Source organism: Mycobacterium sp. NGS56 (assembly GCF_059812425.1).
In genome coordinates, this window is the sequence record NZ_JCALCQ010000009.1 from 13,141 (window position 1) to 39,033 (window position 25,893).

Below are 25,893 nucleotides of genomic sequence, written 5' to 3' on the forward strand. Positions count from 1 at the left end.
GGCACCCGTACTGCCGGCTACACCTTGGTGTTGAGCGCACGACCGATGATGTTGGTCAGCGCCGAGACGATCGAGTCCCCGGTGACGACGGTGTAGAGCACCGCGCCGAAGGCGGCCGCGGCGATGGTGCCGATGGCGTACTCGACCGTCGACATGCCCGACTCGTCGGCCATCAGCACCGCAGCACCTGCGAAGAATTCGCGAATCTTGTTGACCATCAACGTCTTCCTTTCGTTTCACAGCAGGCCCGACTGCAGGACATCACCGGCCAAGCCGGCCACCACCGGGACGATCCCCAAGCAGACGAACGCCGGCAGGAAGCACAGGCCCAAAGGTCCGGCGATCAGTACGCCGGCCCGCTCGGCGGCGGCGCTCGCCGCGTGTGCGGCGTCGTGGCGGGACTCCTCGGCCAACTCGCTGACGCCACCGGCCAGCGCCGCCCCCGAGGACGCCGAGCGCCTGGCCAACCGCAGCAGGGCAGCGATCGGGGGTTCGACCGAGTTGTGCGGGCCGGACGGAATGGACCATGCGACAGCGGGATCGGCTCCGAGCGCAAGCAGGTCGGCGGCCCGGCGCAGCACCCTGGCCAAGTTGGGCGGTGCGGATGGGACTGCGGCGGCCGCGGCCGTCGACACGGCCATGCCCGCCGCCAGGCACACGGCCAGCACGTCCAGGCAGGAGGCGACCGCCAGCGGATCCGGGCCGCGCGCCGGTGCCGGGCCCCGCAACGGTCGAGCGCCACGCATCGGCATCCCGGCGCGGCTGCGGACCAGCGAGGGACTCGGATCGATCCACAGTGCCGCGGCCAGCAGCACACCCGCGAGATTCATGGCGCCACTCCTCCTCATCGCTGCGCTCTGCATCGTCGCCGGCGAGATTCATGGCGCCACTCCTCCTCATCGCTGCGCTCTGCATCGTCGCCGGCGCGATTCATGACGCGACCCGATCGGCGATGCGATCCGCCCACAGCAGGCCGACGCAGGCCAGCGCCGAGCCGACGAGCAACAGCCATCCGCCCGCATGCCCGCCCAACAAGAAACGCAGTGGCCGAGCGCCGATCAGTTGGCCCAGCATCACGCCGAGCACCGGCAGCGCGGCGAGTATCGCCGCGGTTGCTCGTGCGCCGGCCATGCTCGAGGACACGCGGGCCGAAAACCGTTGACGCTCGGCGATATCGCGCTGCGCGGCGCGCATCAGGGTGGCTATCCCCAGCCCGTTGTCGCTGGCCAGGCGCCAACACAACGCGAGCCGTTCCCAATGCGTGGGCAGCGCCGAGTGTCGGGCCGCCGCGGCCAACCCGGACGCGACGTCGGCGCCCAACCTGGCACGGGCCGCCACCGAACGCAGCGATATCGCAACCGCACCGGTGGTGTCGTCGGCCGCGACACAGAACGCGCGCACGGGATGCGAGCCGGCCCGCAACTCGCCGACCAATACCTCGAGCACGGATTGCAGCGCATGACCCTCAGCGGTGGCACGCCGGATGCGCCATCGTCGCCGATACCGCAGTCCCGCGGTCGCGCCTACGACCGCGATGGACAGGACGGTCGTCAGCGGCAGCGCGATAACGGCGGTGCAGCCGATCCCAGCGGCGACGCAGGTGATCCCGCGAAGCCCGGCCGTCGGGAGCCGCCGGTGCCGCGAGGCCGACAGTCGTCGTCGCACGGAGGGCCGAACGACGATCAGCGCGATCGACAACAGCAACGCCCCGGCCAGCGGGCCGTTCACGCCGGCAACCGGCTGCGCAGCAGGCGCTGCAGCTGTGGCGCAGCATCCGCCATGCCCCGATCCGCATGCCACACGGTGGCCGCGCGTACCTGCCCTTGATCATGTTGCAGCGCAGCGATTTCGCTAAGCCGCCGCCGCCCGGCACGATCGCGCTCGACATGCAGCAAAACCTGCACGGCGGCGGCGAGTTGGCTGTGCAGTGCGGCGCGGTCGAGGCCGCCTAGCGCACCCAATGCCTCGAGGCGCGCGGGAACCTCCGCGGGGCTGTTGGCGTGCACGGTACCCGCGCCGCCGTCGTGGCCGGTGTTCAGCGCGGCCAGCAGATCCACCACCTCGGCGCCCCTGACCTCGCCGACGACGAGGCGGTCAGGACGCATCCGCAGCGCCTGCCGAACCAGCTGGCGCACCGGAACCTCGCCAACGCCTTCGATGTTGGCGCACCGGGCAACGAGCTTCACCAAATGTGGGTGGCGGGGCGCCAGCTCCGCGGCATCCTCGACACAGACGATCCGCTCCGTGGGCGGCACTGCGCCCAGCATCGCGGCGAGCAGCGTCGTCTTCCCGGCCCCGGTGCCGCCACTGATCAAGAACGCAAGCCTTGCGTCGATGATGTCGGTGACCAGCGCGGCGGCCGCGGGCGCGATCGCACCGGCGGCGATCAGGGCCGCCAACTCCTGACTGGCGGGCCGCAGGATGCGCAGTGAGATGCAGGTGCCCGCGGCGGCCACCGGCGGCAACACCGCGTGCAGACGCACCGCGAACCCGCCGGCACCGATGCCGGTCAGCTCGCCGTCCACCCAGGGTTGCGCGTCGTCCAATCGGCGGCCGGCGGACAGCGCCAGGCGCTGCGCCAGCCGTCGCACCGCCGCTTCGTCCGTGAAACGGATGTCGGTGCGCCGCAGGCCGATGCCGTCGTCTACCCACACGGCATCCGGCGCGGTGACCAGGACATCCGTCGTCCCATCCGCGCTCAGCAGCGGATCGAGGATGCCGGCACCGGTGAGCTCGGTCTGCAGCACCCGAAGGTTGGCCAGCACCTCGGTGTCACCGAGCATCCCACCGGACTCGGCCCGGATCGCGGCGGCCACCACCGCCGGCCCGAGCGGACCTGCCTCACCGGCCAGTCGCTCGCGGACGCGTTCGATCAGCGAACCGCTCACGCCGCCTTGCCATTCTGGCCCGTCCGCCGCCGCGCACCAACAGGCGGGAGGACGCCGAGGACTTGGCGCGCCGCCACCGCGAGCGCAGAGCGTCGCCCCAGCCGCAGGCCGCCGCGGTCGACCTGCTCGCCCAGTCGCGGCTGCGCTTTGATCGCCGCCAGCAACGGCAGACCGACGATGTCGGCGATTTCCGCCGACCGCAATCCCGCCGGCGACGGACCCCGCACTACCAGACCGACGTTGGGATTGATGGACGCCAAAACCGGAACCAGCGCACCCGTAGCCGCGCATGCCCGCACGTCGCAGCGGCTGACGACGACCACGAGGTCGGCGGCGTTCAGCGCGGCTTGGGTCGCGTCGGTGAGACGACGGGGCAGATCGCAGATCACGGTCACCGCGCCGCGCCGGCCCGCGTCGACGACGGCGTGCACCGGCCCGCCGTCCAACTCGTAACCGCGCCGCGTGCCGGACAGCACGCTGACTCCGCGGTGAAGCGGCAGCGCATCGCGGACCGCCGACCAGTTGAGCCGACCACCCTGCAACGCCAAATCCGGCCAGCGCAGCCCCGGCATCGTTTCGCCGCCCAGCAACAAGTCCAGGCCGCCACCCCACGGGTCGAGGTCCACCAACAAGGCGTCCGGGGCGGCGTGCGCCAAGGCGACCGCAAGCAGGGATGCGCCCGCTCCGCCGCAGCCCCCCATGACGGCGACCGCGTGTCCGCGCGACCCGTCGTCGCGAGACGACTCGGCGGCGTCGGCGAGGGCGCCGACCAGGTCGGCTTCTTGCCCGGGCAGTCGCAACACGCGCTCGGCGCCAACCCCGACGGCGGCCGCCCAGGTCGTCGTCTCCGGTTCGGCCGCCGTCAGCACGGTGACGTGATCGCGCCGTGGCAACGCCGATCGCCCGCAACTCGCCGCCGCCCGCGCGTCCAGCACAACGGCCGCAGCCGCCGACCAACTCTTGCGGCTGACCGGAGACACGTCGCTGGCATACACCACCCGGACGCCGGCGGCCGCCGCCACCCGGTCCAACTCGGCGCGCATGTCGGGATCCGCTAGGACCGCCAACACACCCACGGAACCCGTCGCATCGACTCCGGAACTGCCTGCCACCCGACCACTGTGCGGGATCGTGACCTTGGCACAACAGTCCCAAATGCGGATTTGTGGATAGAGACGCGAGTGTGCACAAACATGTCGCGAGGCAGGCCGCCAGCGACGACGGTCCCACCTTCCCGCAACGCATCGAGAGCCGAGCCTGGCGGCGTGCACCGACAATGCTGACCGTAGAAATGGGACGACCCCCGCCAGGGGGGGAGGAGGCGAGGGTCGTCGTGCATCAGCCCCGGGGGGTCGGGCTGATACACCCTCGGCTCAAGCCGAGTACTGCTTACTATACACATGACAAGCCGTAATAACGCAAGAGTTCATTTGCTGAAAAGAACGGCTTGAGCCGCGTAAACACCGCTACGCCGGCACCTCCAATCGCTGAGCGGCCTTTTCCCGGTGCGGGGTCGCCCCCTGGCGGGACCACCGACCTATGCTGGGTCGGTGACCGTCTTCGACCCCACCGCGGAGCAGTCGGCCTCGGAGCAATCAACGCCAACCCTCGCCCCCCACGCCCGGACGGCGGCCTTCTTCGACCTGGACAAGACCATCATCGCCAAGTCCAGCACCCTGGCGTTCAGCAAACCATTTTTCAATCAGGGCCTGCTCAATCGCCGCGCCGTACTCAAGTCCAGCTACGCCCAGTTCATCTATCTGCTCTCCGGTGCCGATCATGACCAGATGGATCGGATGCGCGCTCACATGACCAATATGTGCACCGGCTGGGACGTCGAACAGGTCAAGTCGATCGTCAACGAGACCCTGCACGACATCGTGACTCCGCTGGTGTTCGCCGAGGCCGCCGACCTGATCGCGGCACACAAGTTGTGCGGCCGCGACGTCGTGGTGGTGTCGGCCTCCGGCGAAGAAATCGTCGCCCCGATCGCCCGGGCCCTGGGGGCAACCCATGCGATGGCAACCCGGATGGTCGTCGAAGACGGTCGGTACACCGGGGAGATCGCCTTCTACTGCTACGGCGAGGGCAAGGTGCAAGCGATCCGCGAACTGGCCGCGCGCGAGGGCTATCCGCTGGAATACTGCTACGCCTACTCGGACTCGATCACCGATCTTCCGATGCTCGAGGCCGTCGGCCACCCCAGCGTCGTCAATCCCGACCGCGGCCTGCGCAGGGAAGCCCTGGAACGAGGGTGGCCGGTGATGTCGTTCTCCAAGCCGGTGTCGTTGCGCGACCGCATCCCGGCGCCATCCGGCGCCGCGATCGCGACGACCGCCGCGGTGAGCATCAGTGCGCTGGCCGCCGGGGCGGTCACGTATTCGTTGTTGCGCCGTTACGCTTTCTGAGCCCGGCGGTACGCGACGGCAAACTCGTTAAGCGCGCAATCCGAAACGGATTCGGCGCTATTCGCAATTGGGCCTTGCTGTGCTAGTGGTCTAGTAGTACAAAGGAACCACGGAAGCCCGGTGAGGCCTAGATCGAGCCGGAAGAGAAGGTTCGTTCTCCCGACCCGGGCGCCCAGCACGGTGCTCGGCACCCACGCGGAGTCATAGCCGCGAAAATGGCAGAAGTGTTGCGGGCCTGCGAAATTGCGAAATGTGGAAGGTGTCGACGGCCCTTTGGGTGGGGTCGCAACCGGAAGCGTCGTGAGATCGCCGAGGCCAACCCACGCAACCCCGAGATGCACGCTTGGTAACCGAGTCCCGTGCTAGCGGGCGGCGGACCGAACATTCGGAACGTCGCCCGCTCTGCACGTTTGTGGCCTTTTTCCGGTGACGTCTTCCCGGGTATCGCCACCGCTTCAGCTATCGGTTCGACATCGAGTCGGCGATCGATACGGCCTCTTGCGCACCGGCTTTCATGGCACGGCAACACAGCACCAGCCAGGCACCAACACCCTCCGGCGTGCCTTCGCCGAATTTCTGCGCGGCGTCACGATACGCGGCCGGTTGGCGCATCCAACTGACCTCCGGCACACCCAGCCCGTGTGGGTCCAGGCCGGTGGCGATGGTCACCAGTCTCGCCACCGCGCGAGCCACCACCCCGTCAGAGCTGCCGAATGGCTTCAGCGTCAGTAACTCGCCGTGCGCGACGGCGGCAAGCACCGGCGCCGGCACCTGGGTGCGGCCACCCACGATGTCCGCCAGCAATGCCAGACGCGCCTGCACCTCGGCGTCGGCGCGTGGTCGGCCCAGTCGATCTTCGTCGGCCAAGTCCGCAGCCGCCAGCATGTGCAAGCGCGCCAGTGCTTGCAGGGGTGCCCGCTCCCAGGTCCGCACCAACGGGCCCTCGCCGCCCTCCAGCTCCTGAGCCACCCGAAGCGCTCCCCCGAACACCGGATCGTTGATCTGTCCGGCATCGGCGAGGTCCTCCAGCCGGACGGGGCCACCATCGAGAACCGACGACGCCCGCGCCGCCCGCAGCGCCGCCTCGGCCGCGGTCACCGGCCATCCTCGCAGGTTGGCACGGTGTCGGTGGGCACGCCCCAGCGCTTCGCGGGCGCGGTCGCTGGCCTCGGCGACGCCGGGCAATTCCATCAGGGGGGCCAGCGGGTCAGCTGTCACAACCTCACAACCTATCCCCGTCGGATTGCGGCGCGCGCGGGATGGCGTCCAGCAACTGCCGGCTGTATTCGTGCCCGGGATCGCGGAACAGGCGCTCGGCGGGGGCGTGCTCCACCACGCGGCCCGCCCGCATCACTAGGACGTCATCGGCGATCTGCCGGATCACCGCCAGGTCGTGGCTGATGAACAAATAGGCCAGGCCGAGTTCGGCCTGCAGGTCGGCCAGCAGGTCGAGTATTTGCGCCTGCACCAAGACGTCGAGCGCGGACACCGCCTCGTCGCAGACCAGCACCTCGGGCCGCAATGCCAACGCCCGCGCGATCGCCACTCGCTGGCGTTGCCCGCCCGACAGCTCGCGTGGCAAGCTGCTCAGCACCGACGACGGCAGCGCCACCTGATCGACGAGTACGCGCACGGCTTTCTCCCGATCCCTGCGATCTCCGACGCGGTGGATCCGCAGCGGTTCCTCGATGGCTCGAAACACCGAGTACATGGGGTCCAGGCTGCTGTAGGGGTTTTGAAACACCGGCTGTACGCGACGGCGAAAGGCCATCATCGTGTCCCGGCCCGCGGTGGCGGAGATCCTCGCGCCGTCGAAAACGACTTCGCCCGAGGTGGGTTGAAGCAGACCCAGCGCCATGCGGGCCACCGTCGACTTTCCCGAGCCCGATTCGCCGACGATCGCCAGAGTGCGGGCCCGTTGCAGCCGGAAGGACACCCCGTCGACGGCGCGAAACTCGCCACGCCGCCACGGTGCGCCGTGCGAATCCCGGTAGACCTTGGTGAGATCCGAGGCGACGAGGATGTCATCGGTCCGGGTGACCGTCGGGCGGTTCCTGCGCGACAGTGCTGGCGCCGCAGCCACCAATCGCTGGGTGTACTCGTGCTGTGGTTCGCGCAGAATAGCCTGTGCGGCACCGGTTTCCACCACGACGCCGCGGTGGACGACGACTACGTGCTCCGCCCGTTCGGCGGCCAGCGCCAAATCGTGCGTGATCAGCAATAGCGCGGTGCCCAGTTCGTCGGTGAGGTGCGCGAGGTGGTCGAGCACCTGTCGCTGCACCGTGACGTCCAGGGCCGACGTCGGTTCGTCGGCGATCAGCAACTGTGGGCGGCCCGCCAGCCCGATGGCGATGAGCGCTCGCTGGCACATGCCGCCAGATAGTTGGTGCGGATACTTGGCCGCCTGCTTCGCGGGATCTGGCATGCCCGCCTGGGCGAGCAGCTCCACCGCGCGCCGCCTGTCCTGACGGCCATCGGTGTTGGCCCGCAACGCTTCCCGGATTTGGAAACCGACTTTCCAGACCGGGTTGAGGTTGGTCATCGGGTCTTGAGGCACGTAGCCGATGCGACGGCCTCGGATAGAGCGCAGCAGCTTTCGATCCGCGCGGGTGATGTCGAGCCCGTCAAACGTGATGCGGCCGGCGGTGATTCGCCCACCGGGCGGCAGCAGCCCCAGAATCGCGGCGGCCGTGGTGGACTTCCCGGATCCCGACTCGCCGACCACGGCAACGGTCTGGCCGCGCTGGACGCTCAAATCTACCCTGGCGACCGCGGGGGGACGCTCGTCGAATCTGACCTCCAGGCCTTCGACGGTCAGCAGCGGCGACTGCGCGGTGCCCGGACGGCTCATGCCCGTCTCGCTCGCGACGCGGGATCCAGGGCGTCGCGCAGGGCGTCGCCCATCATCATGAACGCCAGCACCGTCGTCGCCAGTGCGCCCGCGGGATAGAACAGGATCGGCGAGCCGGCCCGCAGCCGCGTCTGGGCGAGGTTGATGTCACCACCCCACGACACCACCGAGGTGGGCAACCCGACCCCGAGGTAGGACAGCGTGGCCTCCGTGACGATGAAGGCTCCCAACGCAATCGTGGACATCGCGATCACCGGTCCCACCGCGTTGGGCAATGCGTGACGGAGCAACGTTTGAAACCGGCTCAGTCCCAACGCTTTGGCTGCGAGTACATAATCACTGCCGCGCACCTCTAGCACCGCACCACGAGCGATCCTGGCGATTTGCGGCCAACCGAACAAGGCCAGGATGGCGATCACCGTCCACACCGTGCGATGGTGCATAACCTGCATGAGGACGATCGCGGCCAGCAACAGCGGCAGGCCGAAGAAGATGTCGGTGACGCGGGAGACGACGGCGTCGAGCCAGCCTCCGTAGAAGCCGGCCAACGCGCCCAGGGCCCCGCCGATGAAAAAGACCAGCAGGGTCGCGCCCAAGCCGACCGTCACCGACGCTCGTGCGCCATAGATGGTGCGCGTGTAGATGTCGTGGCCCTGCAGGTCGGTGCCGAACCAGTGCGCCGCCGAAGGGCTGCGCAGGCTCTGGCTCGGATCGGCATAGCTGGGATCGGCATGGGTGAACAAGGAGGGATACAGCGCGACAAGGAGAATGAGGAGGATCAGCACGGCGGCGGCGGCGAACTTCGGGCGGCGGTGCAGCTTGCGCCACGTCTCGCCCCAAAAGCCAGAATGCTCAGCCATAGCGGATCCTCGGGTCCAGGGCCGCATAGAGCAGGTCTACCAACAGATTGGTGAACAGATAGATCAGGACCAGCACCGTCACGATCGACACCACGGTCGGCGCTTCCTGCCGGGTGACCGCCTGGTAGAGAACCCCGCCGACACCATGAATGTTGAAGATGCCCTCGGTCACAATGGCACCGCCCATCAGCGCCCCCAGGTCGGCGCCCAAAAACGTCACGACCGGGATCAGCGAGTTGCGCAGGATGTGCACCGTCACCACCCGTGGCCGTGACAACCCCTTGGCGGTCGCCGTGCGGACATAGTCGGTATGCGCGTTGGCGGCCACGGCGGATCGGGTCAACCGCACGACGTAGGCGAATGATACTGAGCCCAAGATGATTCCGGGAAGCAGCAAGCGTGCGAATGTCGCCCGCTCGCCAACGGTGACCGGTGCGATGCCCAGCTTGACCCCGAACAGGAACTGCGCCAAAAAGCCAAGCACGAAGATCGGGATCGCGATGATGATCAGCCCGGCGATCAGCACCGTGGCGTCGAAGAGTCCCCCTTGGCGCAGCCCGGATACGACTCCGAACCCGATGCCCAGCACCGCTTCCACGACCAGGGCGATCAGTGTGAGCCGGATCGTTACCGGAAACGCATGTGCCAGAACGGCGCTGACTGGCAGCCCGGAATAGGCGTGACCCAGGTCGCCGCGCAGAACGCCGCCCAGGTAGCGCAGATACTGCAGGATGAACGGATCGTCAAGGTGGTAGCGTGCCCGAAGCGCAGCGGCCACGGCCGGGGTCAGCGGCCGGTCTCCGGCGATGGCGGCCAGGGGATCGCCGGGCAGCAGGAAGACCATTCCGTAGATCAGTAGGGTGGCGCCCAGAAAGACGGGCACCATGACGGCGATCCTGCGTGCGACATACCAGCCCATGTCTTAAACCTTGACGAGATTCTCGTAGTCGGGCAGCCCGTTCCAGGTGACGTTGACGGCACTGACCTGCGGCGACCACCCGATGACGGCGATGTAGTACCACAGCGGCACGGCGGGCATGTCGTGCAACAGGATTCGTTGAGCCGCGTTGACGAGCACGTCGGCCTGCCGTAGGTCGGGAGCCGCCTCGGCGGCGGCCAGGCCGGCGTCGAAGTCGCGGCTGGAATATCCGACGTCATTGGATCCCGCGCCGGTCGCGTACAACGGCGCGAGGAACTCGATCATCGACGGGTAGTCGCCGATCCAGCCGGCCCGAAACGCGGTGTCGATCGTGCGGTTGGTGATCTGGGTGCGAAACCCTGCGAAGGTGGGCTGCGGCGCACCCACGGCGTCGATGCCCAGCACATTCTTGATGCTGTTGGCCACCGCGTCCACCCACTCCTGATGGCCGCTATCGGCGTTGTAGGCGATGGCGTACCGCCCGCTCCACGGCGAGATCGCGTTGGCTTGGGCCCAGAGTTGGCGCGCCCGAACGGGATTGAAGTCCAATGCGTCACTACCCGGGATGTTCGGGTCGTATCCCGGCAACGAACTGGCGGTGAAGTCACGGGCCGGGCTTCGAGTGTTGTTGAAGATCTGCCGGCATATCTGGGGGCGGTTGATGGACGCCGACAACGCAAGCCGGCGCAGTCGGCCTTCCTCGCCGCCGAAATGAGGCAGCCGCAGCGGCGTGTCGAGCGACTGGCTGACGGCGACGGGTCCGCTGGCGGCGTTGCCGCCCAGGTCGCGCTGGTAGATCGTCAACGCGCTGGACGGAATCGTATCCAGGACATCGAGATTGCCCGAGAGTAGGTCGGCGTACGCGGTGTCCAGGTTGGAGTAGAACTCGAACCTCAACCCGTTGTTGCGGGGCTTGCGGTTGCCGTGGTAATCGTGGTTGGGCCGCAGATCAATTCGGACGTTGTGCTCCCACGCGGGCCCGTCGGGGCCGTCAACGAGTTGGTAGGGGCCATTACCGATCGGGTGCTGCCCGAAAGCGCTCATGTCCCGAAAGGCCGCCTGCGGCAGGGGATAGAACGCGCTGTGCCCGAGTCGCAATTTGAAGTCGATGGTGGGTGCCTTCAGCCGGACGGTGAACTCCTGGTCGTTGATCACCTGCAGGCCGGACATGGTGGTGGCGTTCGCCTTGCCGCCGTCGGCCGTCACCCCGGCGACGGCGTCGAAACCGACGATGGGGCTGAAAAAGCTTTGCTGCAGTTGGGCATTGGCGCCCAACGCCCCGTAGTTCCAGGCGTCGACGAAGGAATGGGCCGTCACCGGCGACCCGTCAGTGAACTTCCAGCCGGGTTTGAGGACGATCCGGTAGTTGACGTTGTCGGTGGTATCGACCGACTGGGCGACCTCCGGCGACGGATTGCCCGCGGCGTCGTAGGACATCAGGCCGGCGAATAACCGATCGAGGATCCGGCCGCCCAGGCTGTCGTTCGTGCCGGTCGGAATCAGCGGGTTGGGCGGTTCCCCGCCGTTGACCACCACCAGATCCGGGCTCAGGGCGCCGCCGCCGCATCCGGCCAGCGGGGCGACCGCCAGCATGACGACGGCGGCGACAGCCGGCCAGCCCCGCATCCACCGCATGACACCCGACCCTAGGGCCTGAAGTCGCACCGGCTGGGAACCTACCCGGTCAAAGCGATTGACGCCGCTCAGACGGCGGTGATCGGGTGCACCTGCAATGCACAGGCGTCGATGGTGGCCGACACGATCACCACGTTGGTGGTGCCGGGCGGATTGATCGCCAGGTCCGTATAGGTGGGGCACGGGTTGCCCGCGCTGTCGACGGCGATGCCCTCAACGATGGCCTGCCCCTGAGTCGATATCGACAGGATGACGGTGGGTGGCACATCGACGTCAGCCGGCAGGCCGCCCATGTATCCCCGCAGCGTGGGCTTGGCGTGAATCAATGGTCCGCCCGCACCCGAGTCGACCCCGGCGAATCCGGTGAGCGTGCACGGCTCGGCGCCGCCGGCGAGGCTGAACATCAGGATCAGCCCGCGGTGGCCCGCGGCGCCCTCGGTGGGCGATGCGGTTACCGCTATCTGATCCGACCAGCATGGCGTCGGCGCGTCCACGTCGTCAGTGGGCATCGAACTTGCCGGGGACCCCAGCATGGTGGCCGCTGCGTAAGTCGTTGCGACCGCGGCAAAGCTGGGGACCAGCCGACCGAGGCACCGCCCATGACCCCGCACAGGGGTGATTATCCGGCATCAGGCACGCTTTGACCCTGGATTGGCGCCCGCGGCTACCACTCGCACCGCTACGCCTCACCCGGCTAGGCTCGCAGTCGGCCGAAGCGCGAGGCCACTCCAACGGCGCAGTCTCGACACAGGAGAGAACCCAGTGACCGCCAGCAATACCGCGGGCCCGTCGTCATATCCGCCGTCGGCCGAATTCGCCGAGCAGGCCAATGCGGGCGAGGAGCTGTACCGCGAGGCCGAGGCGGACCGGCCGGCGTTTTGGGCCAAGCAGGCCAACCGGCTTTCCTGGGCGAAGCCGTTCACTGAAGTGCTCGACTGGTCCGAAGCGCCGTTCGCCAAGTGGTTCGCGGACGGCAAACTCAACGTGGCCTACAACTGCGTCGACCGCCACGTGAAGGCCGGGCACGGGGATCGGGTTGCCATCCACTGGGAGGGTGAACCGGTCGGCGATCAACGCAGCCTGACCTACTCCGATCTGCAAGCGCAGGTATGCAAGGCCGCCAACGCGTTGACAGATCTCGGTCTGGTAGCCGGCGATCGGGTCGCGATCTACCTGCCACTGATCCCCGAAGCGGTGGTCGCGATGCTGGCCTGTGCGCGCCTGGGCCTCATGCACACTGTGGTGTTCGCCGGCTTCACCGCCAAGGCTCTGCGGGCCCGCATCGCCGACGCCGAGGCCAAGCTGTTGATCACCAGCGACGGCCAGATCCGCCGCGGCAAGCCGGCACCGTTGAAGGACGCGGCCGACGAGGCCGTCGAGGACGGCGACAGCTTTGTGCAGCACGTACTTGTGGTGCGGCGCACCGGAATCGACGTGTCCTGGAACGACGATCGTGACCTGTGGTGGCACGACGTGGTCGACGCCGCATCGGCCGAACACACCCCGGAACCGTTCGACGCCGAGCAGCCGCTGTTCCTGCTTTACACCTCGGGGACCACCGGCAAGCCCAAGGGCATCGTGCACACCAGCGGCGGCTATCTGACCCACGCCGCCTACACGCACTACTACGTCTTCGACATCAAGGCCGAAACCGACGTCTTCTGGTGCACCGCCGACATCGGCTGGGTCACCGGACACACCTACGGCGTGTACGGTCCCCTGGCCAACGGCGTCACCGAGGTGCTGTACGAGGGCACACCGGACTCACCCAGCCAGCACCGCCATTTCGAGATCATCGAAAAGTACGGTGTGACAATCTATTACACCGCCCCAACGCTGATTCGCACGTTCATGAAGTGGGGGCGCGAAATTCCCGACGCGCATGACCTGTCCAGCCTGAGACTGTTGGGTTCGGTCGGAGAGCCGATCAATCCCGAAGCGTGGCGCTGGTACCGCAGGGTGATCGGCGCTGACAGCCTGCCGATCGTGGACACCTGGTGGCAGACCGAAACGGGCGCCACCATGATCTCCCCGCTGCCCGGAGTCGCTGCGGCCAAACCGGGTTCTGCGATGAGGCCGCTGCCGGGCATCTCCGCGAAGATCGTCGACGACCACGGCGATCAACTCGTGCCGGGCATCCACAAGGGCGAGCACGTCACCGGCTACCTGGTGTTGGATCAGCCGTGGCCGTCCATGCTGCGCGGCATCTGGGGCGATCCGGAGCGATACGTCGAGACCTACTGGTCCAGGTTCGCCGAGCAGGGCTGGTACTTCGCCGGCGACAGCGCCTATTACGACCGCGACGGCGCCATCTGGGTCGTGGGCCGCATCGACGACGTCATGAACGTATCTGGGCACCGGCTGTCCACCGCCGAGGTGGAATCGGCGCTGGTCGGCCACGCCTCGGTGGCCGAGGCGGCTGTGGTCGGGGCGACCGATGCGACCACCGGCCAGGCCATCTGCGCGTTCGTCGTCCTGTGCGCCGAGCACCAAGTGCACGACGGGATCGTCGACGAATTGCGCGTCGAGGTGGCCCGCGAGATCTCACCCATCGCCCGCCCGCGCGAGGTTCACGTGGTGCCCGAACTACCCAAGACCCGCAGCGGCAAGATCATGCGCAGGCTCTTGCGGGACATCGCCGAAAACCGCGAATTGGGCGACACCTCTACGCTGCTGGATCCCGGTGTGTTCGACGCGATCCGGGCGGCGAAGTAGACGCCGTCTGCTCAGCCCGGGAGCGGGCTGAACCCCGCACCAGGCCGATGTTTGGCATTGATGTCGCCCAGGACCGCGTTGAATGACACCACCACCGCCGGCGTGTGCAGCGGGATGTACTTGATGATGCAGGTCGGCAAGTTGTCGCTGAACGCCCCATGGATCATCCCGACCAACTGATTGTTGACGGTGACCGGCGCGCCGGAGTCGCCCGGTTGACCACAGACCTGCATGACGATGGTGCCCGGTGATTGACCCATGCCCCAGGTGACGCCGCACGAATTGCCGGTCGTGCGGCCCTGTTTGCAAGCGATCTCGCCGAATGCGGGGTCCGGACCGACGCCACTGATCAAAAAGCCGTTGAAGTTGGCCACCGGCGCCACCTTGGCCGGGTCGAACTTGATCACCGCGTAGTCGAGGTTGTCGTTGCCCGCCACCATGGTGCCCAATACGCCGGCGTTCTCCGCGCCCTCGGCGGAGACCTGAGCCCCCGGGCCGCCGCAGTGCGCGGACGTGAAGCCGATCAGCTCACCGGCGGCATCGCCGCCGATGGTGGTCAGGGTGCACATGGTGTCGCCGTTGACGACGATGCCCGCACCACCGCCCAGCGGGATGCGGACGTCGGCGGCGGCGCGGGCAAAAGAACCGCCGGCGGCCACGAGCAAGGCAGTCATCGCCACTAAGAAGCATCGGTGCGCGCTCCGCACAGCCCCACTCCCATCGGTAGGCCAGACAACACGACCGGCTTGGCCGAGTGTAATCGGCCGGGTTGTGCGTTCGCTTTGCATAAGGCGCGTTGCCCCGCGACGTCGCCGACCGGCTTCAGGGCGAAGCAAACTGGCCGCCGGGCGCTCAAACCTGCGACGTAGTGCGAGGCTGACCTCGTCTGGCTTCTCCTGCCCAGGCGCCACATGGCAACATAAACCGCGATGACTGCGAGCCGGGCGACGACGAAAGAGGACGGTCTGTGAGCAAAGCCGATGGCAAGAATGGTGTGCCGAGCACCCTGACCACTATTCCGTTGACCGACCCGCATGCCAAACCCGCCGAGCCGTCCATCGGTGATCTGATCAAGGACGCCACCACCCAGGTCTCCACGCTGGTGCGCGCCGAGGTCGAACTGGCGCGCGCCGAGATCACCCGGGACGTCAAAAAGGGACTGACGGGAAGCGTCTTCTTCATCGCGGCGCTGGTAGTGCTGTTCTACTCCACGTTCTTCTTCTTCTTTTTCCTCGCCGAGCTGCTCGACAACTGGCTGTGGCGCTGGGTGTCGTATCTGATCGTGTTCGGGATCATGGTGGTGGTCGGCGCCGTGCTGGCCCTGCTGGGATTCTTGAAGGTGCGCCGTATCCGCGGACCGCGTCAGACCATCGAGTCGGTCAAGGAGACGCGGACCGCGCTCACGCCGGGCCACGACAAAGCCCCCGGCGGCGCCAAGGAGCTCCCCGAGTCCCACGGCAGGCACGCGAAGTCCGGAAACGGTGCTGGCGGCGATCCGTCGGGTTGGTAAATGGCGCCGCCGGATCCGTCGGTAGCGCGCATCGAGGGGCCGTGGCGCCATCTTGACGTGCACGCCAACGGCATCCGCTTCCACGTCGTCGAGGCTGAAAGCGACGCCGACGGCCCGCCCGCAACGGCACGCCCGCTGGTAATCCTGCTGCACGGTTTCGGATCGTTCTGGTGGTCCTGGCGTCATCAGCTGCGCGGACTGCGTGGCGCGCGAGTGGTCGCCGTCGACCTGCGCGGCTATGGCGGCAGCGACAAGCCTCCCCGCGGCTACGACGGCTGGACCATGGCCGGCGACACCGCCGGACTCATTCGGGCGCTGGGGCACTCCTCGGCGACCCTGGTGGGCCACGCCGACGGCGGGCTGGGCTGCTGGGCCACCGCTTTGTTGCATCCGCGGCTGGTGTCGGCGATCGCACTGATCAGTTCTCCGCATCCGGCGGCGTTGCGGCGATCCACGCTGACCCGCCGCGACCAGGGTTATGCGCTTTTGCCGACATTGCTCCAATACCAGATACCGTTGTGGCCCGAGCGGCTGTTGACCCGCGACAACGGCGCCGAGATCGAGCGACTGGTCCGCAGTCGCAGCTGCGGCAAATGGCTTGCTTCCGAAGACTTCTCCGAGACGATCGGTCATTTGCGGACGGCCATCCAAATCCCGGCTGCCGCGCATAGTGCCCTGGAATACCAGCGCTGGGCGGCGCGCAGCCAGCTGCGCGATGAAGGTCGGCGTTTCATGAAGTCGATGAGCCAGCGGCTCAGCGTGCCGCTGTTACATCTACGCGGCGAGGCGGACCCCTACGTGCTCGCCGACCCGGTCGACCGCACGCAGCGCTACGCGCCGCAGGGGCGCTACGTATCCATCGCGGGCGCAGGGCATTTCAGCCATGAGGAGGCGCCCGAGGAAATCAACAGGCACCTCACGAAATTCTTGGAGCAGGTACACGTGACCCGGGCGCGGTAGGCGCGGCGGCTCAGCCGACGCAGGAACCCGTGCCCACCAGCTGGGTGTCACCGATCCTGGAGAGCTGGCTGGCCACCTCGTCGGCGGTCAACACGAAGCCGGTGTCGGGGTCGTCGACCGCCGCACCGAACACCACACCGAGCACGTGGCCGTCGAGATCGATCAACGGTCCACCCGAATTGCCCTGCTCCACACTGGCTCTGATCGTGTAAACGTCACGGGTGACCGGTGCCGGATCCCGGTAGATGTCGGGTCCGCTCAACTTGATCAGCTCGCGGATCCTGGCTGGGGTCGCGGTGAAGTTCCCACCGCCGGGATAACCCAGGACCACAACGCTGGCACCGGTTTTCGCGTCGCCCTGGGCGAAGGCCAGCGGGGGCGGTGGCAAATTGGGGACGGCCAGGATCGCGATGTCGACCCCCGGATCATAGGACACCACGGTGGCGTCGAATGGATTGCCACCGGCGTAAATCTGTACGCTGTTCGAGCCGGCCACCACGTGCGCGTTGGTCATCACCCGGTCGGGTGCGATCACGAATCCGCTGCCCTCCAACACTTTCTGGCAGCTGGGGGCCAGGCTGCGAATCTTGACCACACTGGGCGCCGTGGCCTGCACCACCGGGTTGCCGGCCAGCTCGGGATCGGGGGATGCGACGGGAATGACAGGGGTGCGGCTGAACGGCTCCAGCACGGCGGGCAGGCCGGAGGTATTCAGCAGCGCGGACAGCCGTTTGGGTACCGTCTTGAGCCAGGGCGGCGCTATGTCGTTGACGTGAGCCAACACTCGCGAACCGCGGACCGCGGCGGCCAGTTCCGGCTGGTCCTTGGACTGGGTCAGCGGCGTCGCCAGCAACCACGCCGCGGTCAGGACCACGACCAGCTGGACCGCCACTCCGATGACCGAGTCGACCGTTCGGATGGAACGGCTGCGGATTGCGCCGCGGACAGCGCGTCCGAGCACCACACCGGCGACCTCGCCGATGACAACAAGCGCGAGGATCAGGAACAGTGCGGCAAACAATTTCGCGCGGGGCGCGGCGATGTGGCTGACCAGGTGGGGTGCCAACAGCACGCCGGCGATCGCGCCGAGCAGGACGCCGACGAACGACAGCAACGAACCCAGCGCGCCCGACCGCCAGCCGGAGATCGCCGCGATGAAAGCGACCGCGAGGACGGCGACATCCAACCACTGCGACGGGGTCATCGAATTCATCGAGACTTACCCCCGTCGCCAACCAGCGCCATCGCCGCGTCCAGCTCCCGCTCGTCGGTGGTGTCCCACGGTTGCGCCCATCCGGCGACGTCGAGCAGCGCGGAAATCACCTGGCCGGTGAACCCCCAGACCAGCATCTCGTTGAGCAGGAACGCCGGGCCGGCCCACCGGCGGCCGAGATCGCCGCGGTACACCATGAGCCGGTTGTCCGGATTGACGAAGGCGCGCAGCGGAACTCGCGCCACGATCGCCGTTTCGGCCTCGTTGACGACGGCGACGCGGCCCGGATCCGGCGAGTACGCCAGCACCGGAACGACGTGAAACTGCGACGGTGCGATGAACATCTTTTCCATCGTCGCCAGCGGATACAGCCTGCTCACGTCGATGCCGGTTTCCTCGCGGGCCTCGCGTAGGGCGGTATCCACGGGACCGTTGTCGGTCGGATCGGCGGCACCACCGGGGAAAGCCGCCTGCCCGGCGTGGTGGCGCAGGGTCGAGGCCCGCACGGTGACCAGCAGGTCGGCGTCTTCGGGATAACGGCCATCGGGCGGACCGGATTCCGAACCGGAGAACAACACCAGGACGGCGGCTTCACGGCTGGCGCCCCGCAGGGTCGTCACCGCCGACGCGGCCTTGCTGATGATCATCGCCAGCACGTCGGCCGGCAGGCGGTGGCGGGCCGCATCGGGAACGTCATCGACGTTGTCGACCAGCGGACGCAGCCAAGACGGACAGGCGTCAGGCCTCAGCGGAACGGTCCCGCGCGCGGGAGCGGGGTCCCCATTCCGCAGGGGCGAACCCCCAGCACTCACGGCCCCTCCAGTCGGTTCAATTTTCCGCTTATCCGCGGTCGTTGCCGATCGCAGCGGCGATTTCATCGGCAGTGGTGAAAGCGCGTGGCAGCGTTTGGGCAACGCTACCGTCCGCCCGGAGGACCACCGTCGCGGGCATCACATTTACCACCCGCAGCGCCGCCGCCACCCGACGACGACCGTCCTGCAGCGTCGGCAGATGGACACCGAGCTCGGCCAGCCGTAGCAGCGCCGCCGTCTCGTTCTCGTCTTGATGCACCGTCACCACCATCACGTCCGGACCAGCCCGACGTTGATACTCGGCCATCGCGGGCAGTTCGGCGGCGCACGGCGCGCACCAATATGCCCACAGGTTGAGGACCACCCGGCGCCCGGCCAGCGCGCGGGCGACGTCGACCACTGATCCGTCGCCAGCGCAATCGACCGTCACACCGCGCAGCGCCTCGGGACCGTCGCCGGTTCCAGCGCCGGGGCACGGCAACAGGTTGGCGCGCTGCCGCGGGCCCGACAACGCCGCGGGGGTATCGGCGTCGCGATGTTCCCGGTCGGGCATCGTCTCATTATTCGCGGGCATCGACGTCGAGGCGGAATCATCGCGCAGCTGAGCGAACAGAGCCGCGATCAGCGCCGCAACCACCGCCAGAATCGCAATGTGCCAGCGAACCTTCCGGGTCAGCCTGAGCATCGCGGTTCTTGCACGCGTCGTTCCCGGCCCGGCTTACAGGCCGACCAGGGCGAGCAGGTGCTCGGTTTCCGGCCCCTTCACCAACGGCGCGGCCAATGCCGCCTCGGTCGGGCCCAGACCGAAAGAGGGGCAGTCTTTGGCGATCAGGCAGACGCCGCACGCGGGTTTGCGTGCGTGGCACACCCGGCGGCCGTGGAAGATCACCCGGTGGCTCAACACGGTCCACTCACTGCGTTCGATGAGGTCACCGACGGAATGCTCGATTTTGACCGGGTCCTTCTCGTCGGTCCAGCGCCACCGGTGCACCAGCCGCGCGAAATGCGTGTCGACCGTGATGCCCGGGATTCCGAAGGCATTTCCCAGGATGACGTTGGCCGTCTTGCGGCCGACCCCGGGCAGGGTGACCAGGTCGGTCATGGTCGACGGCACCTCGCCGTCGAACCGTTCGACCAGGGCCTGCCCCAGACCAATCAACGAAGACGCCTTGTTGCGGAAGAAACCCGTCGGGCGGATCAGGTTTTCCAGCTCGGCGCGGTCTGCTTGCGCGTAGTCCAGCGCCGACCGATAACGCTTGAACAACGCCGGCGTCGTCAAATTGACGCGTTTGTCGGTGCTCTGCGCCGAAAGGATCGTAGCGACCGTCAATTCCAGCGGCGTAGTGAAATCCAACTCGCAGTGAGCGTCCGGAAACGCTTGTGCCAGCGCGCGATTCATGCGCCTCGCCCGTCGCACCAAGCCGGCTCGGGTTTCCTCAGACCAGCGCCGGGCCTCGACGCCACCCGGCGGAGCCGGAGTCGATTTCGAACGCCCGGACGACTTTGCCACTGTCACCTACGACAGCGTACTGATTTCGTGATCTGGCCGAGACCTCGTGTTGATTCATGGCGATGTTTACTTCTCGATGTGTCGTGGTTGCTGGTGGCCGGCGTTCCGGCGCTGCTGATGCTGGCGGCGCTGGGTCTCGGACGACTCGAGTCCGAGCTCGCCCCCGGCGCCCGCGCGGTCGAAGATGCCGACGAGTTCCCCGAGTGTGCCGACGGTGTGGACATGCACACGATGGCCTCCGAAGGCCTGCCGGAGGCACTGGAATACCTGCATCGGCGCGAGCTTGCGCAGCTACCTGAGCTCTCGACGAGCGGGCGCAGCGGCGGACCGCGCCACGCCGCACCGTCGTTTGCCGTCAGCTTCGTCGACCGCGACGAAATGACGCTGCCGACACGAATACACGGCCATTCGCACGTCAATCCGCAGTTTAGGGCACCTAAACACGCCAATCCTGTGTAGCGTTGGCACGTTGGACACAATGGCGTTCCTCTAGACTCGTCACGCGAGCAAGGGGTTAGCCTGCCCGTAGACATTAATTTCCTGAAAAAGTTGAAGAGGCAACGTGGACGAGATCCTGGCAAGGGCAGGAATCTTCCAAGGGGTTGAACCCGGCGCAGTCACAGCGCTGACCAAGCAGCTGCAGCCCGTCGACTTCCCCCGTGGACACACGGTCTTCGCCGAGGGGGAACCCGGCGACCGGCTGTACATCATCGTCTCGGGGAAGGTGAAGATCGGTCGACGTTCGCCCGATGGACGAGAGAACCTGCTGACCATCATGGGCCCGTCGGACATGTTCGGCGAATTGTCGATCTTCGACCCGGGTCCGCGGACGTCCAGTGCCACCACCATCACCGAGGTACGGGCGGTGTCGATGGATCGCGACGCGTTGCGGGCGTGGATCGCCGATCGTCCCGAGATCGCCGAGCAGTTGTTGCGGGTGTTGGCCCGCCGCCTGCGCCGCACCAACAACAACTTGGCCGACCTCATCTTCACCGACGTGCCCGGCCGGGTGGCCAAGCAACTGTTGCAGCTCGCGCAGCGGTTCGGTACCCAAGAGGGCGGCGCCATGCGGGTGACCCACGACCTGACCCAGGAAGAGATCGCGCAGCTGGTCGGGGCGTCGCGGGAGACGGTGAACAAGGCGCTGGCCGACTTCGCCCACCGCGGCTGGATCCGGCTGGAGGGTAAGAGCGTGCTGATCTCGGACTCCGAGCGACTGGCCCGCCGAGCGAGGTAATCGCGCGCGAAGCGCGGGCGCAACCGAGCGAGAAATCAACCACGAGCGAGGTAAGCGCGCGCGAAGCGCGGGCGGGGTCGCCATCCTCCGCCACACCAGTCACATGGGTACCGCGGTGGCACCCATAAGGTGACCTCCAAACGTGCTAGCGCCGGCGCTATCGCTTTGCGAAAAGACCGCGTGCTTCCGGAGCCGGGGCCCCCAGGTAGACGCGCGACCTCGGTTACGCCGACGGCCCCGAGCGCAGGTGATTCAGCTGCACCTGCACCGACCACTCGGCGGCATCCCACAGTTTCTCGTCGACATCGACATAGACGTGTTCGACGATCCGGCGGGTGCTGGCGTCCTCCCCCAGCTCGCGCAACGCCGTACGCACCTGATCCAGCCGCTCCCGCCGGTGCGCCAGATAGCCCTGGGCGACGCTTTCCAGGTCGGTCAGCTCCGGTCCGTGGCCCGGCAGCACGGCCCGCCGACCCAGGCCGCGCAATCGCTGCAGCGACTCCAGGTAGTCCGTCAGGCTGCCGTCCTCCGTGTCCAGGACTGCCGTGCCGCGGCCCAGGACGGTGTCGGCGGTCAACACGGCATCGTCGAGTAGGAAGGACAGCGAGTCGGCGGTGTGGCCAGGGGTCGCCATCACCTTGATTTTGAGGCCGGCGGCATCGATCACCTCGCCGTCGGTCAGCTCCCCGCCGAGCCCGCGCAGAAAACCACTGCCTGCCGAGCGCACGGTCGCGCCGGTCAGCTCGACCAGCTTGTCGATCCCGTCGGTGTGATCGCCGTGCCGGTGGCTGATCAGAACCAGGGCTATACGGCCCAAAGCGGCAACCCGTGCGATGTGGTCGTCATCGTCGGGTCCGGGATCCACAATGACCAGCTCGTCGCTGCGAGGGCCGCGCAGCACCCAGGTGTTGGTGCCCTCGAGCGTCAGCAGCCCGGGGTTATCGGCCAACAGGACCGACGCGGTCTTTGTGACCGCACGCAACTGGGCGTACGCGGGATGCGCCAGAGGCTGGGTCATGGACGTCAGCCGACCTCGACGATCAGCTCCACTTCCACCGGCGCATCCAGCGGCAGCTCAAAGACACCGACCGCCGAACGCGCATGCGCGCCCCGTTCGCCGAACACCTCGCCGAGGAACTCGGACGCCCCGTTGATGACGCTCGGCTGGCCGTTGAATCCCGGCGTCGAGGCGACGAAGCCGACAACCTTCACCACCCGGGTCACCTCGTCGATACCCACCAGCGAGTTGACGGCCGCCAGCGCGTTGAGCGCACAGACCCGGGCCATCGCCCTGCCTTCCTCGGGGCTGACATCGGCGCCCACCTTGCCGGTGGCCAACAGCTTTCCCTCCTGCATGGGAAGTTGGCCTGCGGTGTATATCAGGTTGCCGGTACGCACCGCCGGCACATAGGAGGCCAGCGGCGCAACCACTTCAGGGAGCTCGATGCCGAGCTGCCCGAGCCGGGCCGAAGCACTCATGACACCCGACCGAGTTACTTGGGGCGCTTCAGGTAAGCGACGTGCTGCTCGCCGGTCGGCCCTTGCAGCACCGACACCAGCTCCCAGCCGTCGGCGCCCCACTGATCGAGGATCTGTTTGGTGGCATGCGTCAGCAACGGAACCGTGACGTACTCCCACGCTGTCGGTTGGCTCATGCCGCGAGCTTATCGGGTCGGGCTAGCATGCGAAGGTGGCAACCACATCGAGCGGCGGAGCTGCCGTCGGCTGGCCCTCGCGCTTGACGAAGGCCCGTTTACATTTCGTGACCGGTAAAGGCGGAACGGGTAAGTCGACCATCGCGGCCGCGCTGGCACTGACCCTGGCCGCCGGAGGCCGCAAGGTCCTGCTCGTGGAAGTCGAGGGCCGGCAAGGCATTGCACAACTCTTCGATGTGCCGCCCCTGCCCTACCAGGAGGTGAAGATCGCGACCGCCGAACGCGGCGGTCAGGTCAATGCCCTGGCGATCGACATCGAGGCCGCCTTTTTGGAATACCTCGAGATGTTCTACAACCTGGGCATTGCGGGCCGCGCGATGCGCCGCATCGGTGCGATCGAGTTCGCGACGACGATCGCGCCGGGTCTGCGTGACGTGCTGCTGACCGGCAAGATCAAGGAGACGGTGATACGCGTCGACAAGAATCGGCTGCCGGTTTATGACGCGATCGTCGTCGACGCCCCGCCGACCGGACGCATCGCGCGGTTCCTGGATGTCACCAAGGCCGTGTCTGATTTGGCGAAGGGTGGCCCGGTGCATTCGCAGGCCGACGGCGTTGTAAAGCTACTGCACTCCGAGCAGACGGCCATTCACTTAGTCACCCTGCTGGAGGCGCTGCCGGTGCAAGAGACGCTGGAAGCCATCGAGGAGCTCGCCGAGATGCAGCTGCCGATCGGCAGCGTGATCGTTAACCGCACTATCCCCGCTTACCTGCAGGCGACCGATCTGGCGAAGGCCGCCGAGGGAGATGTCGACGCGGACTCCGTGCGGGCGGGATTGGAAAAGTGCGGAATCACCATGACCGACAAGGATTTTGCCGGCCTGCTGACAGAGACCATCGAGCACGCGACGGTCGTCGCCACGCGCGCCGAGATCGCACAACAGCTCGATGCTTTGAAGGTGGCGCGGCTGGAACTGCCGGCCATTTCCGACGGGGTCGACCTCGGTAGCCTCTATGAGCTGTCGGAATCACTTGCACAGCAGGGGGTTCGATGAGCACCACGCCTACCCAGCTTGATATGGCCGCCATCCTGGCAGACACGACCAACCGCGTGGTGGTGTGCTGCGGCGCGGGTGGGGTGGGCAAGACCACCACCGCCGCCGCCATCGCGCTGCGCGCCGCCGAATACGGCCGCAATGTCTGCGTTTTGACGATCGATCCGGCCAAGCGGTTGGCGCAGGCGCTCGGCGTCAGCGACCTCGGTAACACACCGCAACGAGTCCCGCTGGCAACGGAGGTGCCCGGCGAGCTGCACGCGATGATGCTCGACATGCGTCGCACTTTCGACGAGATGGTGATCCAATACTCGGGACCCGGTCGCGCCCAAGCGATTCTGGATAACCAGTTCTATCAGACGGTCGCCAGTTCGCTCGCCGGCACGCAGGAGTACATGGCGATGGAGAAGCTGGGTCAGCTGCTGGCCGAGGATCGCTGGGACCTGGTAGTCGTCGATACACCGCCATCTCGCAACGCGCTGGACTTCCTGGACGCGCCGAAACGGCTGGGCAGCTTCATGGACAGCCGGCTGTGGCGGCTGCTGCTCGCGCCGGGCCGGGGCATCGGGCGTTTGGTAACCGGCGCAATGGGTTTGGCGATGAAGGCGATGTCGACAATCCTGGGTTCGCAGATGCTCGGCGACGCCGCGGCGTTCGTGCAATCGCTGGACGCCACCTTCGGCGGGTTTCGCGAGAAAGCCGATCGCACCTACGCGCTGCTGAAAAGGCGTGGGACGCAGTTCGTTGTGGTGTCGGCGGCCGAGCCGGACGCTCTGCGGGAGGCGGCCTTCTTCGTCGACCGGCTGTCGCAGGAAGGTATGCCGCTCGCGGGGCTGGTCTTGAACCGCACCCATCCGCCGTTGTGCTCCCTGCCGGCGGAGCGGGCGATCGACGGTAGCGAAATGCTGGAACACGATGGCGACTCCGAAGCCACGTCGCTGGCCTCGGCCGTGTTGAAGATTCACGCCGAACGTGCGCAGACCGCCAAACGGGAGATCAGATTGCTTTCCCGGTTCACCGGAGCCAATCCGCACGTGCCGGTCATCGGTGTTCCGTCGCTGCCCTTTGACGTTTCGGATCTGGAGGCGCTGCGCGCGCTCGCCGATCAGATCACCTCGGTGGGTGATGGTGCGGGCCGGGCAACGGCCCGCTGAAAACCTGCCGCCAGCGGCCGCACGAAAGGCTCAGCTGACGCTGCGGGCCCGCCTCTTGTCGAAGAAGTCCGCCCAGGAAACCACCTCGGGGTGCTGCTTGAGCAGGGCCCGACGTTGCCGCTCGGTCATGCCGCCCCACACCCCGAACTCCACCTTGTTGTCCAGGGCGTCCGCCCCGCATTCCTGCATCACCGGGCAGTGTCGGCAGATCACTGCCGCCTTACGCTGGGCCGCTCCGCGGACAAACAGTTCGTCGGGATCTGTGGTCCGGCAAAGCGCCTTCGAGACCCACGCGATCCGTTCCTCGGCATCGACACTGCGAAGTACCCCTTGTGCGGCTGCAATGTTTGTCCTACGCGCCGCCGGCCGTATTGGTGACACGAACTGTTCCCTTCCCTACCGGCCGCCCGTCAACGGCCGCCCTCCTCGGGTGCAGATCCCGACGTTGCGATCTACGCCACACCATGTACTTCGGTGTTACCTGAATCTCACCGTGTGTCTAAGTTAGGTG

28 protein-coding genes and 1 pseudogene are annotated in these 25,893 nt (G+C 67.2%); 8 read left to right on the top strand and 21 right to left on the bottom strand.

Annotated elements, in window-relative coordinates:
* Positions 1–17: 17 nt before the first annotated feature.
* The 6 genes and pseudogenes from AC5Y4F_RS19305 to ssd form a co-directional block, all read right to left on the bottom strand.
* Complete coding sequence (locus tag AC5Y4F_RS19305) at positions 18–218, bottom strand: DUF4244 domain-containing protein (protein WP_067940533.1); 201 nt, start codon at positions 216–218, stop codon at positions 18–20.
* An 18-nt stretch (positions 219–236) separates the two neighbouring features.
* Positions 237–830: a type II secretion system F family protein gene (locus AC5Y4F_RS19310; protein WP_197520708.1), complete on the bottom strand. Its 594-nt coding sequence runs from the start codon at positions 828–830 to the stop codon at positions 237–239.
* Between the two features lie 12 nt (positions 831–842).
* A pseudogene (locus tag AC5Y4F_RS19315) lies at positions 843–915 on the bottom strand (hypothetical protein); the annotation flags it as partial.
* A gap of 15 nt (positions 916–930) precedes the next feature.
* Entirely contained in the window at positions 931–1,728 is a 798-nt protein-coding gene (locus AC5Y4F_RS19320) for a type II secretion system F family protein (RefSeq protein ID WP_499997898.1), read from the bottom strand.
* Complete coding sequence (locus AC5Y4F_RS19325; protein WP_499997900.1) at positions 1,725–2,888, bottom strand: TadA family conjugal transfer-associated ATPase; 1,164 nt, start codon at positions 2,886–2,888, stop codon at positions 1,725–1,727. Before AC5Y4F_RS19325 ends, AC5Y4F_RS19320 begins: the two co-directional genes overlap by 4 nt.
* Positions 2,885–3,958, bottom strand: a complete 1,074-nt coding sequence (ssd, locus tag AC5Y4F_RS19330) for a septum site-determining protein Ssd (RefSeq protein ID WP_499998068.1) — start codon at positions 3,956–3,958, stop codon at positions 2,885–2,887. Before ssd ends, AC5Y4F_RS19325 begins: the two co-directional genes overlap by 4 nt.
* Before the next feature lie 480 nt (positions 3,959–4,438).
* Between ssd and AC5Y4F_RS19335 the strand changes: the two genes are divergently transcribed.
* The gene (locus AC5Y4F_RS19335; protein ID WP_067940542.1) at positions 4,439–5,296 is read left to right on the top strand and encodes an HAD-IB family hydrolase; all 858 of its coding nucleotides are present in this window, start codon (positions 4,439–4,441) and stop codon (positions 5,294–5,296) included.
* Positions 5,297–5,755: 459 nt separating this feature from the next.
* Here AC5Y4F_RS19335 and AC5Y4F_RS19340 read toward each other — a convergent pair whose 3' ends face one another.
* The 6 genes from AC5Y4F_RS19340 to AC5Y4F_RS19365 all read right to left on the bottom strand — a co-directional run bounded on the left by AC5Y4F_RS19340 (position 5,756) and on the right by AC5Y4F_RS19365 (position 12,172).
* Positions 5,756–6,514: a Fic family protein gene (locus tag AC5Y4F_RS19340; protein WP_499997902.1), complete on the bottom strand. Its 759-nt coding sequence runs from the start codon at positions 6,512–6,514 to the stop codon at positions 5,756–5,758.
* A gap of 4 nt (positions 6,515–6,518) precedes the next feature.
* The gene (locus tag AC5Y4F_RS19345) at positions 6,519–8,147 is read right to left on the bottom strand and encodes a dipeptide ABC transporter ATP-binding protein (RefSeq protein ID WP_499997904.1); all 1,629 of its coding nucleotides are present in this window, start codon (positions 8,145–8,147) and stop codon (positions 6,519–6,521) included.
* On the bottom strand, positions 8,144–9,007 hold the full coding sequence (locus tag AC5Y4F_RS19350) for an ABC transporter permease (RefSeq protein ID WP_067938471.1): 864 nt from the start codon (positions 9,005–9,007) through the stop codon (positions 8,144–8,146). Before AC5Y4F_RS19350 ends, AC5Y4F_RS19345 begins: the two co-directional genes overlap by 4 nt.
* Complete coding sequence (locus AC5Y4F_RS19355) at positions 9,000–9,926, bottom strand: ABC transporter permease (protein WP_499997906.1); 927 nt, start codon at positions 9,924–9,926, stop codon at positions 9,000–9,002. The genes AC5Y4F_RS19350 and AC5Y4F_RS19355 overlap by 8 nt, the downstream gene beginning before the upstream one ends.
* 3 nt (positions 9,927–9,929) lie before the next feature.
* A complete protein-coding gene (locus tag AC5Y4F_RS19360) occupies positions 9,930–11,561 on the bottom strand; it encodes a peptide ABC transporter substrate-binding protein (protein WP_499997908.1) in 1,632 nt (543 codons plus the stop codon).
* 68 nt (positions 11,562–11,629) lie between these two features.
* Positions 11,630–12,172 carry a DUF4232 domain-containing protein gene (locus tag AC5Y4F_RS19365; RefSeq protein ID WP_499997910.1) on the bottom strand — a complete coding sequence of 181 codons (543 nt, stop codon included), beginning with the start codon at positions 12,170–12,172 and terminating at the stop codon, positions 11,630–11,632.
* Between the two features lie 151 nt (positions 12,173–12,323).
* Here AC5Y4F_RS19365 and acs point away from each other — a divergent pair, with 151 nt between their 5' ends.
* On the top strand, positions 12,324–14,276 hold the full coding sequence (gene acs / locus AC5Y4F_RS19370; RefSeq protein ID WP_067938463.1) for an acetate--CoA ligase: 1,953 nt from the start codon (positions 12,324–12,326) through the stop codon (positions 14,274–14,276).
* A gap of 11 nt (positions 14,277–14,287) precedes the next feature.
* On the opposite strand, the gene AC5Y4F_RS19375 is transcribed toward acs, so the two are convergent.
* Positions 14,288–14,983 carry a chymotrypsin family serine protease gene (locus AC5Y4F_RS19375; RefSeq protein WP_156750174.1) on the bottom strand — a complete coding sequence of 232 codons (696 nt, stop codon included), beginning with the start codon at positions 14,981–14,983 and terminating at the stop codon, positions 14,288–14,290.
* 260 nt (positions 14,984–15,243) lie between these two features.
* On the opposite strand from AC5Y4F_RS19375, the gene AC5Y4F_RS19380 reads away from it, so the two are divergent.
* The gene (locus AC5Y4F_RS19380; protein WP_067938459.1) at positions 15,244–15,786 is read left to right on the top strand and encodes a phage holin family protein; all 543 of its coding nucleotides are present in this window, start codon (positions 15,244–15,246) and stop codon (positions 15,784–15,786) included.
* Positions 15,787–16,746, top strand: coding sequence for an alpha/beta fold hydrolase (locus AC5Y4F_RS19385; RefSeq protein WP_499997912.1), 960 nt, complete (start codon positions 15,787–15,789; stop codon positions 16,744–16,746). It begins immediately after the preceding gene.
* 10 nt (positions 16,747–16,756) lie between these two features.
* On the opposite strand, the gene marP is transcribed toward AC5Y4F_RS19385, so the two are convergent.
* The 4 genes from marP to nth are packed head-to-tail and all read right to left on the bottom strand — an operon-like array spanning position 16,757 to position 20,170.
* Complete coding sequence (marP, locus tag AC5Y4F_RS19390) at positions 16,757–17,950, bottom strand: acid resistance serine protease MarP (protein ID WP_156750176.1); 1,194 nt, start codon at positions 17,948–17,950, stop codon at positions 16,757–16,759.
* Between the two features lie 5 nt (positions 17,951–17,955).
* Positions 17,956–18,771 (bottom strand): NUDIX hydrolase, encoded by an 816-nt coding sequence (locus tag AC5Y4F_RS19395; RefSeq protein WP_067938452.1) that lies wholly within the window; start codon positions 18,769–18,771, stop codon positions 17,956–17,958.
* A gap of 28 nt (positions 18,772–18,799) precedes the next feature.
* On the bottom strand, positions 18,800–19,456 hold the full coding sequence (locus tag AC5Y4F_RS19400; protein WP_499997914.1) for a TlpA disulfide reductase family protein: 657 nt from the start codon (positions 19,454–19,456) through the stop codon (positions 18,800–18,802).
* A 33-nt stretch (positions 19,457–19,489) separates the two neighbouring features.
* Positions 19,490–20,170 (bottom strand): endonuclease III, encoded by a 681-nt coding sequence (nth, locus tag AC5Y4F_RS19405; RefSeq protein ID WP_499998072.1) that lies wholly within the window; start codon positions 20,168–20,170, stop codon positions 19,490–19,492.
* 189 nt (positions 20,171–20,359) lie between these two features.
* Between nth and AC5Y4F_RS19410 the strand changes: the two genes are divergently transcribed.
* Positions 20,360–20,740 (top strand): hypothetical protein, encoded by a 381-nt coding sequence (locus AC5Y4F_RS19410; RefSeq protein ID WP_499997916.1) that lies wholly within the window; start codon positions 20,360–20,362, stop codon positions 20,738–20,740.
* Between the two features lie 103 nt (positions 20,741–20,843).
* Positions 20,844–21,518 (top strand): cAMP-activated global transcriptional regulator CRP, encoded by a 675-nt coding sequence (crp, locus tag AC5Y4F_RS19415; protein ID WP_036465140.1) that lies wholly within the window; start codon positions 20,844–20,846, stop codon positions 21,516–21,518.
* A 223-nt stretch (positions 21,519–21,741) separates the two neighbouring features.
* Here crp and AC5Y4F_RS19420 read toward each other — a convergent pair whose 3' ends face one another.
* From AC5Y4F_RS19420 to sp36, 3 genes are read right to left on the bottom strand one after another with little or no spacing between them, the layout of a single operon-like run.
* A complete protein-coding gene (locus AC5Y4F_RS19420) occupies positions 21,742–22,536 on the bottom strand; it encodes an MBL fold metallo-hydrolase (RefSeq protein ID WP_156750173.1) in 795 nt (264 codons plus the stop codon).
* 5 nt (positions 22,537–22,541) lie between these two features.
* Positions 22,542–22,997, bottom strand: a complete 456-nt coding sequence (locus tag AC5Y4F_RS19425; protein ID WP_067938441.1) for a RidA family protein — start codon at positions 22,995–22,997, stop codon at positions 22,542–22,544.
* Between the two features lie 14 nt (positions 22,998–23,011).
* Positions 23,012–23,173 (bottom strand): Sp36 family protein, encoded by a 162-nt coding sequence (sp36, locus tag AC5Y4F_RS19430; RefSeq protein ID WP_007772224.1) that lies wholly within the window; start codon positions 23,171–23,173, stop codon positions 23,012–23,014.
* A gap of 35 nt (positions 23,174–23,208) precedes the next feature.
* On the opposite strand from sp36, the gene bagA reads away from it, so the two are divergent.
* The gene (gene bagA / locus AC5Y4F_RS19435) at positions 23,209–24,228 is read left to right on the top strand and encodes an ATPase BagA (RefSeq protein ID WP_499997918.1); all 1,020 of its coding nucleotides are present in this window, start codon (positions 23,209–23,211) and stop codon (positions 24,226–24,228) included.
* Positions 24,225–25,382: an ATPase BagB gene (gene bagB, locus AC5Y4F_RS19440; RefSeq protein WP_067933141.1), complete on the top strand. Its 1,158-nt coding sequence runs from the start codon at positions 24,225–24,227 to the stop codon at positions 25,380–25,382. Before bagA ends, bagB begins: the two co-directional genes overlap by 4 nt.
* A 30-nt stretch (positions 25,383–25,412) precedes the next feature.
* Here bagB and AC5Y4F_RS19445 read toward each other — a convergent pair whose 3' ends face one another.
* The gene (locus AC5Y4F_RS19445) at positions 25,413–25,763 is read right to left on the bottom strand and encodes a WhiB family transcriptional regulator (RefSeq protein WP_067933138.1); all 351 of its coding nucleotides are present in this window, start codon (positions 25,761–25,763) and stop codon (positions 25,413–25,415) included.
* Between the last annotated feature and the right edge of the window lie 130 nt (positions 25,764–25,893).

Coding starts and splice junctions, on each gene's coding strand:
- AC5Y4F_RS19305 (WP_067940533.1), bottom strand. CDS start 218: ATGGTCAACAAGATTCGCGAATTCTTCGCAGGTGCTGCGGTGCTGATG.
- AC5Y4F_RS19310 (WP_197520708.1), bottom strand. CDS start 830: ATGAATCTCGCGGGTGTGCTGCTGGCCGCGGCACTGTGGATCGATCCG.
- AC5Y4F_RS19345 (WP_499997904.1), bottom strand. CDS start 8,147: ATGAGCCGTCCGGGCACCGCGCAGTCGCCGCTGCTGACCGTCGAAGGC.
- AC5Y4F_RS19350 (WP_067938471.1), bottom strand. CDS start 9,007: ATGGCTGAGCATTCTGGCTTTTGGGGCGAGACGTGGCGCAAGCTGCAC.
- AC5Y4F_RS19355 (WP_499997906.1), bottom strand. CDS start 9,926: ATGGGCTGGTATGTCGCACGCAGGATCGCCGTCATGGTGCCCGTCTTT.
- AC5Y4F_RS19360 (WP_499997908.1), bottom strand. CDS start 11,561: ATGCGGTGGATGCGGGGCTGGCCGGCTGTCGCCGCCGTCGTCATGCTG.
- AC5Y4F_RS19385 (WP_499997912.1), top strand. CDS start 15,787: ATGGCGCCGCCGGATCCGTCGGTAGCGCGCATCGAGGGGCCGTGGCGC.
- marP (WP_156750176.1), bottom strand. CDS start 17,950: ATGACCCCGTCGCAGTGGTTGGATGTCGCCGTCCTCGCGGTCGCTTTC.
- AC5Y4F_RS19400 (WP_499997914.1), bottom strand. CDS start 19,456: ATGCTCAGGCTGACCCGGAAGGTTCGCTGGCACATTGCGATTCTGGCG.
- nth (WP_499998072.1), bottom strand. CDS start 20,170: ATGAATCGCGCGCTGGCACAAGCGTTTCCGGACGCTCACTGCGAGTTG.
- AC5Y4F_RS19420 (WP_156750173.1), bottom strand. CDS start 22,536: ATGACCCAGCCTCTGGCGCATCCCGCGTACGCCCAGTTGCGTGCGGTC.
- AC5Y4F_RS19425 (WP_067938441.1), bottom strand. CDS start 22,997: ATGAGTGCTTCGGCCCGGCTCGGGCAGCTCGGCATCGAGCTCCCTGAA.
- sp36 (WP_007772224.1), bottom strand. CDS start 23,173: ATGAGCCAACCGACAGCGTGGGAGTACGTCACGGTTCCGTTGCTGACG.
- bagB (WP_067933141.1), top strand. CDS start 24,225: ATGAGCACCACGCCTACCCAGCTTGATATGGCCGCCATCCTGGCAGAC.